Origin of the sequence: Bacillus sp. CGMCC 1.16541 (assembly GCF_003184905.1) — a bacterium.
In the GTDB taxonomy this organism is placed as follows: Bacteria; Bacillota; Bacilli; order Bacillales; family Bacillaceae_H; genus Priestia.
In genome coordinates this window covers 13133-25672 of the sequence record NZ_QFRU01000027.1, presented here as the reverse complement: position 1 = coordinate 25672, position 12540 = coordinate 13133, and the positions used below count along the sequence as shown (strand labels likewise).

The window sequence follows — 12540 nt, the reverse complement described above, 5'->3', positions numbered from 1 at the left end:
CAAAAAATAATCGGTTTTCTTAAACCGTTACGTGTTTGATACTGAACACTTTTTCAATACTATCTAAGGCTTGCTTTAATTCTCCTTCAGTCACCGTTAATGGTGGTAATAGGCGAACAACATGAGGACCAGCTCCTAATGTTAGTAATCCTTCTTCTTTAAGCGACTGAATGATTACCGGTGCGTATTCTCCACACTCGATTCCAACCATTAATCCTTTACCGCGAATATCGATTACACGACTGTCGTCTCCAATACGCTTATTCAACTCGCTTAATAAGTAGTGTCCTTTTCTCTGTACTTCTTCTAAGAAGTTCGGACTAGAAATGATCATAAGCGTTGCTTTGGCTGATGCGAGCGCGACTGGGTTTCCACCAAATGTTGTACCATGACTACCTGCTTGAAATGCTTCTTTCAAATGAGCTTTCCCTATCATTGCACCAATTGGCATCCCGCTTCCTAACCCTTTTGCTGACGTAATGATGTCTGGTGATAATCCGTAATGTTCATATGCAAACATTTTTCCTGTACGACCAATGCCTGTTTGTACTTCGTCTACCATAAAAAGGGCTCCGTACTGATGACATAGCTGTTGAACGGTTTCTAAAAAATGCTTTTCGCCTGGTACAACGCCCCCTTCACCTTGAATCACTTCCACCATCACAGCAGCCACTGTTTCATCAATTTCCGCTTCTAACGCTTTGGAGTCATTGTAAGGGACATAAACAAATTCTTGTAAAAGAGGGCCAAACCCTTCGTGAATTTTTGCTTGCCCTGTCGCAGACATTGTCGCAAATGTGCGACCGTGAAATGATTTTGTAAACGTAATAATTTTATGACGTTTCGTATACTTTCGAGCAAGTTTAATCGCTGCTTCATTTGCTTCTGCTCCGCTGTTGCAAAAGAAAACGGCATCACCGCTTGAATAGTCAACTAACATAGAAGCAACTTCTTCTTGAATATTTAAATGAAATAAATTGGACACATGCCATACTTTATTTAATTGCTCTTCAATAGCTTGTTGAACAAAAGGATTTCGGTGTCCAACATTACAAACGGCAATTCCCGAAATAAAATCTAAATATTGAATTCCATTTTGGTCAATTAGTGTCGAGCCATTCGCTTCTTTAATATGAAGATCCAATCGTTGATACGTCGGAAATAACGAACTCATCGTGTTTGTTCCCACCTTTTTCATGTTTAATTGCCGTTCCAATTACACGGCCATGTTCATCCATAAATGCGTGTTTTCCACTAATAATGTGCACTTCCTTGAGCGTATCAGATAGCGCTTGTGAAGCACCTTGTACTTTTGGAATCATTCCTCCATAAATCGTACCTTGTTCAATTAATGTCGTAATCTCTGATTTTGTTAGCTCTTCGATTACTTCTTCTTCAACTAATACACCTTGCACATCCGTTACAAACAACAGCTTTTCTGCATGAATTGACTGCGCAACAGCACTAGCAGCTAGATCAGCATTTATATTAAACATTTCACCTTGTTTGTTTACTCCAATCGACGATATGACGGGTACATAATGATTTGTCATTAACTGCTTCAACAATTCACTGTTAACATTAACTACTTCGCCGACATAACCCAGCTTTTCAACGTTTATCGCTTTTGTTTCTAACAACATCCCGTCACACCCTGATAATCCCACCGATTGAAGGTCATACTGATGTAACATGTTCACAAGCTTTTTATTTACCTTCCCTGATAAAACCATTGTCACAACCTCTAATACTTCTTTGGACGTTTTGCGCAATCCATCGATAAATTCACTTTCGATTTGAAGTTCTGTAAGCATATGCTGAATATCAGGACCGCCTCCATGAACGATCACAACAGAATGCCCTGCACCAACTAATGATTTTATACTTTGAAAGAAACCACTTGTTAGCTCATTAACAATGCTTCCACCACACTTAATGACAATTGTTTGGCTCATGCGATTCTCTCCTTATGTTCGATAGCTTGCATTTATTTTCACATAGTCGTAGGTTAAGTCACATCCCCAAGCTGTTCCATATTGATCTCCATCATGAAGATGAACAGCCACTTGAATGCTATCTTGTTGTAAATACGCCGTAGCTTCTTCTTCACTAAAAGGTTGTGGTTGACTTCCCTTTACCATGACAATTGAGCCTACTTGCACATCAACATTCATGGGATTAATCGTTACCCCACTATAGCCAATCGCCCCAATGATACGTCCCCAGTTGGCATCTGCTCCATACATCGCGGTTTTTACAAGATTTGAACCAACAATTTGTTTTGCCACAACATTTGCTTCTTCTTTTGTTTTGGCACCTTTTACTTGTACTTCAATCAGCTTTGTGGCCCCTTCACCATCCCTAGCAATTTGTTTTGCTAAGTCTTCACACGTACACTTTAATGCTTCGTAAAAATTTGCCCAATCTGGATGTGATGGCGTTAACGAATGATTTTCCGCCATACCGTTGGCAAGTACAATGACCATGTCATTTGTTGACGTATCACCATCTACTGTAATCTGATTAAACGTTTTATTTGTAATTGAACTTAATGCTTCTTGCAACACGTCTGATTCAATTTGTGCATCGGTTGTGATAAATCCAAGCATCGTTGCCATGTTAGGATGAATCATCCCAGATCCTTTCGCTGCTCCACCAATTGTGACCGTCTTCCCATCAATACTTGTTTCATAACAAGTGGATTTCATGACAGTATCTGTTGTAAGGATAGCTGTTTGAAAATCCTCTGCCCCATGCTCGTTGTTTGAAGGTTGTAACAAAGAAATCCCTTCTTGAATTTTGTTCATGTTCAACAGTTCACCAATTACTCCAGTCGATGCCACGGCAACATGCTGAAGGGGTAAATGAAACTTAGTTGCACAAAGCTCTCTCATCTCATAAGCATCTTTTAATCCTTGTTCACCTGTACAAGCATTGGCACACGCACTATTTACAACAATCGCTTGCAGTTTCTTTTCCGCTGAAATGCTTTCTTTTGTTACGTGCAAAGGTGCTGCTTGAAATGTACTTTGGGTATAAACAGCTGCACAACTCGCTGGTTTCTCACTTAAGATGACACCAACATCTTTTTTAGAATAACGCAAGCCCGCATGAACACCTGCCGCTAAAAACCCTTTCGGTTGTACAATGGTGCCATTCTTTACTTGCTTGATTGTTAGTTGCTTTTTCGTTTTAATCACCATTTTCTCCTCCTGCGTGTCGTTGTCTCATCTCTTCTCTATGGATAAACAGGCAATACATGTAGCCCTGTTTGTTGCTCAAAGTCCATCATGACGTTTGCATTTTGAATCGCTTGACCTGCAGCACCTTTTACTAAATTGTCAATCACAGATACAATTGTCATTCGATTTGTGCGGGCATCTACAGTTAATCCGAGATCACAATAGTTCGATCCACTCACTTCTTTTGTAGATGGAAATGTACCTTGTTTGCGCACTCTGACAAATGGCGAGCTTTGATAACTATTTGTGTAAAGATTATGTAGCTCATCGATTGTGTAAGAGCCTTTTAATGTACAGTAAATCGTAGTCATGATTCCTCTTGTCATCGGTACTAAATGGGTACTAAACGTAATAGGTTGAACATTCTCATTCCATTGCTTCAATACTTGCTCAATTTCAGGAATGTGCTGATGCTCATTTACTTTATAGATTTTCATATTTTCATTGATTTCTGCATAATGACTCACATGTGATAACGCTCGACCTGCTCCCGATAGGCCTGACTTAGCATCAATAATAATAGAATCTTCTTTTACCATTTGCGCTTTCACAACAGGCGCAAGTCCTAGCAGTGTGGCAGTTGGATAACATCCCGGATTTGCAACAAATGTGCTACTTTGTACATTTTCATTGAACCACTCTGTTAATCCGTATACCGATTGCTGTACATACTTTTGTGAAGCAGGTTCTTTTTTATACCATGTTTTGTACAGTTCTTCGCTGTTTAAGCGAAAATCACCTGATAGGTCAATTACTTTCAAACCTTCATTCACAAACTGTGGAACAAGCTTACTCGAGATACCAGATGGTGTTGCTGTAAAAACAAGATCTATATCTTTAGCCATTTGAACAGGATCAATTTGCTCTAATGTATATGTTAAATGTGCTAAATGCGGATACACCTCCGCTAACTCTACATGTTCTTGTGAAGATGAATAGACTGAATAAATATGAAAATACGGGTGATTAGACAACAATCGGATAAGCTCTGCCCCTCCATACCCTGTAGCTCCTACAATCCCAACTTTTAATCTACTCATTATGAAACTCCTTTTTACTAAACTATTTGAAATTATTACTCATTATAATACTGTATAAAAATAAAATCAAATAAATATTTATTAATTTATCTAACTAATTTGACATAACGGAAGTGCTGTTATGTCAAATTAGTTAGACCTAAGCGGATGACACCCCTCTTACGAGGTTGGCGTCATCCGCTTAGGTGAATCTTTGTCGGTATATTCAAGAAGTCTGGATTGCTGTTTGAGAAGTGGTATCGTGTGTAAAAGGCAGGAGACTAAATGGACTTGATGATACGGTAAATTCGGGAAACTCACCATTTTTTTAAAAGGAATCATGTATAATAGATAAATAGTCCTAGTTGCGCTTGATCCATGTATAAACAAGGACACTTATAAGATGTTTGAAACATCGAATACGGTTTAGAAGGTGGTCCCATGATAACGAATAATCCACAATTGTCATTGTCTCAAAATTTGCATGATTTACTGTTAACTTTTCCACAGACTACTTTTTATAAAAAAGGGAGTTATGTATTTCAAGAAGGTGAAGATGCCACAATCCTTTATTTTATAAAGAGCGGTCATATTCAATTGAGCAAAATTACCCCAGATGGACGAGAGCTTACTTTTCAGATTTCAAGTACAAATGACTTGATTGGAGAAGTAACATTATTTTGCGGAACAGCAAAGCATATGCTACAAGCAAGAACAATTGAAGATAGTGAAGTGGTTATGATTGAAAAGCATGTTCTTGAACAAAAATTAGTGGAAAACCCTGCATTATCGATTGAATATATGCAGTGGATGGGGCAAAGAATGCAGCGGTTGCACACAAAATTTCGTGATTTAATTCTTCATGGGAAAAAAGGAGCCTTGTATTCGACATTAATTCGAATGAGCAATAGTTTTGGTATTATGAGGGAAAACGGAATCGAATTGAATATCCTTCTGACAAACCAAGAGTTAGCTAATTTATGTGGGACATCTCGAGAAGTCATTAATCGAATGTTAAGTGATCTTCGTAAACGAAACGTTCTTTCCATTGAAAAAGGACGAGTGACTATTCATGATTTGAATTTTTTAAAAACAGAAATGAATTGCGAAAACTGTCCGACATACTTATGTCAGATGGATTAAACAACCATTTCCTTAAACGGCCAAGTGGTTGATTAACTTTTAATGAGATAACGTCACATCGCTGTCAGGAAAAGGTACTTCACAAATGAGTTTCTACACCTCTCGAGTTTCCCTTCAAAGTTTAAGGATAAAACACAAGTGACAAAAATTGAAAAAAGAACGTGTATATGTAACAATCCTTGCCTCTCTATCCGTGGAGACAAGAATTGTTAAGGGTTGAGCCAAATAGAGGGTGGTTCTTTCTCCCTTTTGACCCCGCCTCGATATCGATATGTCATGTAATGTTCAATGCAATTTTTGCATAGCGAGACATACGCTCTTTGCTCCATGGAGGGTTGAATGTAATATTGACTTCCACATCATTTACGCCTTCCATTGGAGACAATACTCTCTTGACATCTTCTGTAATGGTTCCTGCTAGTGGACAGCCAATAGATGTAAGAGTCATGGTAACAACCGCTGTGCCATCTTCAGTTAATGTTGTTTCATATACAAGCCCTAAATTCACAATGTCAACACCAAGCTCTGGATCAATGACTTCTTCAAGTGCTTCCATTAATTTTTCTTCTTGTTCTTTACTCATAACGTTCCCTCCTTTGTTACCGCCATTATACAGACTAGCTCTCTAAATTGAAATAAAAGGGTCTTAACGGACAGGTTCGTAAATATATGTTAAAGTAAGGATAAAATTTTACAAATGGAAAAGGAGTCTTTATGTCGACAAAACCACATTTAATTGCGCTTGATTTAGATGGTACACTTTTAACGGATAATAAAATCATTTCATCTAGAACAAAAAAAGTCATTGAAAAAGCTAAACAACAAGGGCATATTGTAATGATTGCGACTGGTAGACCTTATCGCTCTAGTTCCATGTATTATACCGAACTTCAACTAAATACTCCCATTGTGAATTTTAATGGAGCACTTGTGCATCACCCTCAACAGCAAGAATGGGGTGTTTATCATAATCCTCTTCAACGTCAAACGGCTCATCATATTGTAGAAGCAATGGATAGCTATAGTGTGAACAATATTTTAGCTGAAGTGATGGATGATATTTACCTCCACTACGAAGACCGAAAACTCATTGACGTGATTAGTTTAGGAAATCCTAAACTTCAAACAGGAGATCTTCGTCATACACTAAGTCATGATCCAACCTCTATCCTCATTCATGCAGATGAAGCACATGTAGATGAAATTCGCTCACATTTATCTTCTGTTCATGCAGAAGTCATTGAACACCGTCGCTGGGGTGCTCCTTGGCATGTTGTTGAAATTGTAAGAAAAGGATTAAATAAAGCAGTTGGTTTAAAACGTGTAGCAGACTATTACAACATTCCAAAAGATCGTGTTATTGCCTTTGGTGATGAAGATAATGACCTAGAAATGATTGAATTTGCTGGTCATGGTATTGCAATGGCTAATGGTATTTCCGCTCTTAAAAGTATTGCGAACGAGATTACACTCTCTAATGAAGAAGATGGTATTGCTTATTATTTGGAAAACACACTGAAATTATAATCATTCCATTTATTTGTCATCTTCTCCATCGCTACTCAATGCAGGTAAATTTTTAGTGAAATGATAACGAAATATGTAACCCATACTATAATCGACACAGCAAATCGTGTCGATTCTTTTTATATTTGAGGAGGAACTAACTATGGGTAGAAGCAATCGATCAAAGCGTTTTGTGAAACAAGGTGCCGACGCAGTTCAATTACATGATGCACGATTTCCTTATCACATGACTTTAGCTGAAGCTGAAGCTGCAAAAGCTCAAAATATCCATTCTTCTCCTCATGGAGGGCAACAATAATGAGAAGATCACTTTTTGAACAAGCAAAAGGAGCAGTCGAACGTTTAAAAGACGCTGTTACTTCGTCTTCTCGAGAACATCGTGAAGAAATGGGTTCGTTTGAACATGCTCATGAACGAAAAGCAGAACAAAAAGATTCTGTTAAAAATCACAATGGACAACTTGATATGTCTAGCGAAATGTTAAAAGCAGCAATGGCTAGTGCATCTCCACAAGAGCAGCAACAATTAAAGCAATTTAATCATTCACTAAATCATGCTTACGGAACATCTAAACATGAGACGAGCATGAGTGAAGCTGCCCATCATAACGGGCAAGGCCAAATGCAAATTGCTGAAGAAATTTTACACTTTGCTGAAAATCAAGCAAATCCTGAAGAGAAAGCACAAGTAGAAGAATTGGCTGAAGAAATTGAGCGTAAATTTTAATAAAAAAATCACGGGGATTCCCGTGATTTTTTTAATCTTTTCGAAAGAAACCAAAGATGCCTGTTGTTTGTACGATATTTGTGAACGCATTTGGATCTACTTCTTTTATAATTTGCTCGAGATCAAACAGTTCATAACGTGTAATAACGATAATCATCATTTCTTTTTCTTCATTTGTAAATGCCCCTTTTGCAGGTACCGTTGTAATTCCTCGAACTAGTTTTGAATGAATAGCTTGTTTTAAATCAGACGCTTTTTTTGTAACAATCATTGCAGTTAGCTTCTCATGTCTCGTATGAATAGCATCAATAACGCGCGTAGAAGCATATAGTGTCACCATTGTATAAAGCGCTTTTTCTCCTCCGTATAACAACCCTGCTGTTGTAATAATAACGGCATTTAATAAAAAGAAATATGTACCCACTGGTTTATCTTTCATGCGTGACAATACCATTGCCACAATGTCTAGTCCTCCGGTCGAAGCACCCCATTTTAAGGTTAAACCTACCCCTACAGCGGCAATAACTCCACCAAATACTGCATTTAATAAAATATCTTGAGACATATGATAAATTGGGATCAGCTCTAAGAAAATAGTGGTGACAGCTACACTAACAAAGCTATAGATCGTAAAAGACTTCCCAACCTTTTTCCAACCTAAAATTGTGACAGGAATGTTTAAGAGGAATAATAAAATCCCCGTCGAAATAGATAAGGAAGTATACTCTGTAAGTGTTGTTGAAATTAACTGCGCAATTCCAGTAAATCCGCTCGCATATACATTGGCTGGAATTAAAAACAAGTTTAACGCAATCGCATTTAATAATGCACCAAAGATGACAACCGCAAATTTCTTCACTTCTAACCAAATAATCAACAAATGCACCTCCTGCTTTTAACATCTATGTCATTTAGTATGTTCGTTTTAATTCAATAAAAAAAGAACAGGTACAGAAAAATTGTGTTTTTTTTAAACTACTTATAAACTAATCATATCCACATGTAAATGTAATAGGAAGGTGTTTGTATGTCAATTAAAATTTTAACTGATAGTGCTAGCGATTTACCGTTAGAATTTTTCCATAAACAAAATGTCTCATGTATCCCTTTACGAGTTCATTTAAATGATAAAGAGTACCTAGATTTAGAAACGATTCAACCAAAAGAAGTGTACAATGCGATTCGAAATGGCGCGATGCCTAAAACATCTCAAGCATCTCCAACTACCCTTTATGAAGCATTTGAAGAAGTTGCAAAGTCTGGAGACTCATGTATTTACATTGCTTTCTCATCGGAATTATCAGGCACGTACCAAACGGCTATGTTAATGAGAGAAGATTTACTAGCTGAATACCCTGATTTTCAGTTTTCAATCATCGACACGAAATGTGCATCTCTCGGTCAAGGACTTGTGGTTCACTACGCAACACAACTACTTACAAAAGCGCTAGAATTTGAAGAAACGTGTGAACAAATTAAAAAATACGCTGCAAATATGCAACATATCTTTACAGTTGATGATCTTGATTTTCTCGCACAAGGTGGCCGGGTTAGTAAAGCATCTGCATTTGTAGGAGGATTACTAAACATTAAGCCTTTACTACATGTAGAAAACGGAAAATTAGTTCCGATTGAAAAAATACGTGGACGTAAAAAAGTATTAAAGCGTATGGTTGAGCTGATGGAAGAGCGAGGTTCACATTTTAAAGACCAGACAATTGGCATTAGTCATGGTGATGATGAAGAAACAGCTTTACAACTAAAACACATGATTCAAGAAACATTTGGTTGTACCTCTTTTATTATTAATCCAATTGGCGCAGCCGTTGGTTCACACGCTGGACCAGGAACAATTGCGTTATTTTTCCTTGAAGACATTATCGCATAATCACTTACAACAAGGGCAACATATGGATACACTATTTTAAAAAAGGAGTGTATTCACGTGTCAAAAACAAGTGATAACGATAAAAAAGCAAAAGATAACCAAGCTAAACATGAACAAAAAAACATGCAAGAACAAAAGAGCCGTCAAGCCGGACAGCATTCATATTCTAAAGAAGTAGACCATTTATAAAAAAGGTTCGTTGCTTTTCGATTTATTTTAGTAACGATAGCAACAACGTTTATAAAAAACGATAAAATAATAAGATCTATAAAAACCCTGCCTTTTATTTTCCATCAACATAAATGGATAAAGAGGCAGGGCTTTTTACTTATTTCTTATTCAAAATCGGAATTAGTCGCGTTTAAAGTATGTCCATCCTTCTTCTTGGTACACTTTTCCTTCTTTCATTAACTTACCAAGTGCTCGTTTGAAAGCTGCTTTACTCATGTTAAAGCGTGAGCGAATATCTTCTGGATAACTTTTATCCCAAAACGGCATCGCTCCACCACGACTTTCCATGTAGTCGTAAAGCTCTTGGGCATCCGTGTCCATGCTGTCTTGTTTACGTGGGATAAGTGACAAATTGATTGTTCCATCTTCTTTCACATCAATGACACGTGCAGTTACTAGTGCACCTAGATTCGGTTCTTCTTTTCGTTGTGACTCATGAATAAATCCTAAGTAGCCTTCTTCTGTAATGAACGAAGAACCTACTCGTAATACACGATAAATACGGCCTTCAATTTCACGATTAAACAACTCTCTAGGCGCATCGACTTTAAGAGTTTTCATAACTTCTTCTGTTGCGATTTTCCCGTACATTTTCCCACTATTTGTTACTTTCATTGTACAATACAGCTTATCGCCCTTTTTTGGCCACAAGCTTTTAAGAGGTGGTAAATCTGTCTCACCGATAAACAAATCTTTGTTAATTCCCATATAAACAAATACACCAATTTTCGGATCAACATCCACAACCTCTAACCACTCATATGTGCCTTCTTCAATAAACGGAACATGCATTGTAGCCGTTAAACGACCTTGTTGGTCAGTATAGAGAAATACTTCTACTTCTTCTCCTTCTTCTAATTCCTTTGTCACTTCATTCTTATGAAGTAAAATTTCTTCGTTAAAGCCTCCACTTAACATATAGCCAATCTGTGTTTGGCGAACGACTTTTAACCGTTCTTTATATCCTGCTTTTATCATTACTATGATCGAATCCTTTCATCTAAGTAACATATTCTTCATTACCTAGTTAAGCTATTTTTATTTTTAATATACCTATTCATCCATTGCCATAGTCTTCATAACCGATCTTTACTACTCTTATTTCTTTATACGAATAACGTACTATGGAATAAAAGCCATAACTTGTATTGTATCAATTTGTTGACTTCTATTCAACATTAGTTGTAGAGTGTTTTAAATTTGTCTATAATGAAAGCAAGAAAATGTTACATATCGGAGGTTTTACAATGGCAAAAGAAAGTTCATTTGATATTGTCTCAAAAGTTGATTTAGAAGAAGTGAAGAATGGCATTACAATCGCGTTAAAAGAAATTAAAACTCGTTATGACTTCAAAGGAAGTAAAAGTGATATTTCGCTTGATAAAGAAGAACTTGTACTTGTTTCAGATGATGAGTTTAAATTGGACCAACTAAAAGATGTATTAGTGTCTAAGCTTATTAAGCGTGGGGTTCCAACGAAAAACATTTCATATGGAAAAGTAGAAAATGCATCAGGTGGTACCGTACGTCAACGTGGCAAACTTGTGCAAGGAATCGACAAAGATAACGCCAAAAAGATAAATACGATGATTAAAAACAGTAAGTTAAAAGTAAAAAGCCAAGTTCAAGATGATCAAGTGCGCGTTTCAGCAAAAAGCCGTGATGACCTTCAAGCTGTCATTGCTGGTGTTCGTGAACTAGACTTACCAATCGATGTTCAATTTATTAACTATCGATAAGGAATTGAGGTTACACCTAGAAAAAGAGACATAACGCTTCTTTCGTTATGTCTCTTTTTCTAGATAACTTAACTTAACCGTTAACAGGGGTTCCACCGTTTACATGCATCATTTGTCCCGTTATATAAGCGGAATCTTCACTTGCTAAGAATACATAACTTGTTGCCACTTCATTTGGTTGACCGGCACGCTTCATCGGAGTATTGGCACCAAACGTCGACACTTTTTCACTTGAAAAGGTTGACGGAATAAGTGGCGTCCAAATAGGACCTGGGGCAACACCATTCACACGAATACCTTGACTTACTAGTGATTTAGAAAGTGAACGTGTAAAAGCAACGATTGCCCCTTTTGTTGATGAATAATCGAGTAATTGTTCATTCCCTTGATACGCCGTAACAGAAGCAGTATTAATAATTGAACTTCCTTGTTTAAGGTGTGGAAGAGCTGCTTTTGTTAAATAGAAAAATGAGAATACATTGGTTTGAAACGTTTTTTGCAACTGCTCTGCTGAAATATGTAAGATACTTTCTTGTGGATGTTGTTCTGCTGCATTGTTCACTAAAATATCAAGTTGCCCAAACTGCTGCATCGTCTTTTTGACGACCTCTTGACAAAATGCTTCGTCACCTATATCTCCTGATAAAAGTAAACACTGTGCTCCTAAGCTCTCTACTTGTTGCTTCGTTTCTTCCGCATCACCATGTTCATCTAAATACGTAAGAACAACGTTTGCCCCTTCTACTGCATAGTGATAAGCAACAGCCCGGCCGATTCCGCTGTCTCCGCCAGTAATAATGGCTACTTTGTTAGCTAGCTTTCCGCTACCCTTATACGTGTTACTCATCGAAGTTGGTTTTGGCGTCATTTCTGATTCTATACCAGGTTGTTTCGTTTGATGTTGAGGTGGAAATGTTTTCGCTTGCTGCTGATTTTGGTTACTCATATGACCCGCTCCTCTATCAGTTAATGTCACCTGTTATTATGGCTTTCCTCTTTACACGTATACCCTTCCCTTACGAACA

At 37.4% G+C, this 12540-nt stretch carries 15 protein-coding genes; 7 read left to right on the top strand and 8 right to left on the bottom strand.

From position 1 onward, the window contains the following. Window positions 1-19: 19 nt before the first annotated feature. From DIS06_RS17630 to argC, 4 genes are read right to left on the bottom strand one after another with little or no spacing between them, the layout of a single operon-like run. Window positions 20-1174 carry an acetylornithine transaminase gene (locus tag DIS06_RS17630; RefSeq protein WP_110114550.1) on the bottom strand — a complete coding sequence of 385 codons (1155 nt, stop codon included), beginning with the start codon at window positions 1172-1174 and terminating at the stop codon, window positions 20-22. Next, window positions 1128-1955: an acetylglutamate kinase gene (gene argB / locus DIS06_RS17625; RefSeq protein WP_110114549.1), complete on the bottom strand. Its 828-nt coding sequence runs from the start codon at window positions 1953-1955 to the stop codon at window positions 1128-1130. The genes DIS06_RS17630 and argB overlap by 47 nt, the downstream gene beginning before the upstream one ends. A gap of 12 nt (window positions 1956-1967) precedes the next feature. Further along, complete coding sequence (gene argJ, locus DIS06_RS17620; protein WP_110114548.1) at window positions 1968-3203, bottom strand: bifunctional ornithine acetyltransferase/N-acetylglutamate synthase; 1236 nt, start codon at window positions 3201-3203, stop codon at window positions 1968-1970. A 35-nt stretch (window positions 3204-3238) separates the two neighbouring features. Beyond that, window positions 3239-4282 carry an N-acetyl-gamma-glutamyl-phosphate reductase gene (gene argC, locus DIS06_RS17615; protein ID WP_110114547.1) on the bottom strand — a complete coding sequence of 348 codons (1044 nt, stop codon included), beginning with the start codon at window positions 4280-4282 and terminating at the stop codon, window positions 3239-3241. Between the two features lie 420 nt (window positions 4283-4702). On the opposite strand from argC, the gene DIS06_RS17610 reads away from it, so the two are divergent. After that, window positions 4703-5404 (top strand): Crp/Fnr family transcriptional regulator, encoded by a 702-nt coding sequence (locus tag DIS06_RS17610; protein ID WP_110114546.1) that lies wholly within the window; start codon window positions 4703-4705, stop codon window positions 5402-5404. Window positions 5405-5678: 274 nt separating this feature from the next. On the opposite strand, the gene DIS06_RS17605 is transcribed toward DIS06_RS17610, so the two are convergent. Continuing rightward, window positions 5679-5987 carry a metal-sulfur cluster assembly factor gene (locus DIS06_RS17605; RefSeq protein WP_110114545.1) on the bottom strand — a complete coding sequence of 103 codons (309 nt, stop codon included), beginning with the start codon at window positions 5985-5987 and terminating at the stop codon, window positions 5679-5681. Window positions 5988-6118: 131 nt separating this feature from the next. Between DIS06_RS17605 and DIS06_RS17600 the strand changes: the two genes are divergently transcribed. From DIS06_RS17600 to DIS06_RS17595, 3 genes are all read left to right on the top strand, one after another. Next, entirely contained in the window at window positions 6119-6931 is an 813-nt protein-coding gene (locus tag DIS06_RS17600) for a Cof-type HAD-IIB family hydrolase (protein ID WP_110114544.1), read from the top strand. Window positions 6932-7073: 142 nt separating this feature from the next. Beyond that, window positions 7074-7229, top strand: a complete 156-nt coding sequence (locus DIS06_RS20430; protein WP_204166817.1) for a hypothetical protein — start codon at window positions 7074-7076, stop codon at window positions 7227-7229. Continuing rightward, window positions 7229-7657 (top strand): hypothetical protein, encoded by a 429-nt coding sequence (locus tag DIS06_RS17595; protein WP_110114543.1) that lies wholly within the window; start codon window positions 7229-7231, stop codon window positions 7655-7657. Before DIS06_RS20430 ends, DIS06_RS17595 begins: the two co-directional genes overlap by 1 nt. A 31-nt stretch (window positions 7658-7688) precedes the next feature. On the opposite strand, the gene DIS06_RS17590 is transcribed toward DIS06_RS17595, so the two are convergent. Further along, window positions 7689-8531: a YitT family protein gene (locus tag DIS06_RS17590; protein ID WP_110114588.1), complete on the bottom strand. Its 843-nt coding sequence runs from the start codon at window positions 8529-8531 to the stop codon at window positions 7689-7691. Between the two features lie 153 nt (window positions 8532-8684). On the opposite strand from DIS06_RS17590, the gene DIS06_RS17585 reads away from it, so the two are divergent. Together DIS06_RS17585 and DIS06_RS17580 are read left to right on the top strand one after the other, a co-directional pair. After that, a complete protein-coding gene (locus DIS06_RS17585) occupies window positions 8685-9545 on the top strand; it encodes a DegV family protein (RefSeq protein ID WP_110114542.1) in 861 nt (286 codons plus the stop codon). A 33-nt stretch (window positions 9546-9578) separates the two neighbouring features. Beyond that, window positions 9579-9734: a DUF3941 domain-containing protein gene (locus tag DIS06_RS17580; protein WP_343287510.1), complete on the top strand. Its 156-nt coding sequence runs from the start codon at window positions 9579-9581 to the stop codon at window positions 9732-9734. Between the two features lie 162 nt (window positions 9735-9896). Here DIS06_RS17580 and DIS06_RS17575 read toward each other — a convergent pair whose 3' ends face one another. Next, window positions 9897-10754, bottom strand: a complete 858-nt coding sequence (locus DIS06_RS17575; protein ID WP_110114540.1) for a CvfB family protein — start codon at window positions 10752-10754, stop codon at window positions 9897-9899. 269 nt (window positions 10755-11023) lie between these two features. Here DIS06_RS17575 and DIS06_RS17570 point away from each other — a divergent pair, with 269 nt between their 5' ends. Beyond that, the gene (locus DIS06_RS17570) at window positions 11024-11515 is read left to right on the top strand and encodes a YajQ family cyclic di-GMP-binding protein (protein WP_110114539.1); all 492 of its coding nucleotides are present in this window, start codon (window positions 11024-11026) and stop codon (window positions 11513-11515) included. 73 nt (window positions 11516-11588) lie between these two features. On the opposite strand, the gene DIS06_RS17565 is transcribed toward DIS06_RS17570, so the two are convergent. Beyond that, complete coding sequence (locus DIS06_RS17565; RefSeq protein ID WP_110114538.1) at window positions 11589-12461, bottom strand: SDR family oxidoreductase; 873 nt, start codon at window positions 12459-12461, stop codon at window positions 11589-11591. Window positions 12462-12540 lie beyond the last annotated feature (79 nt).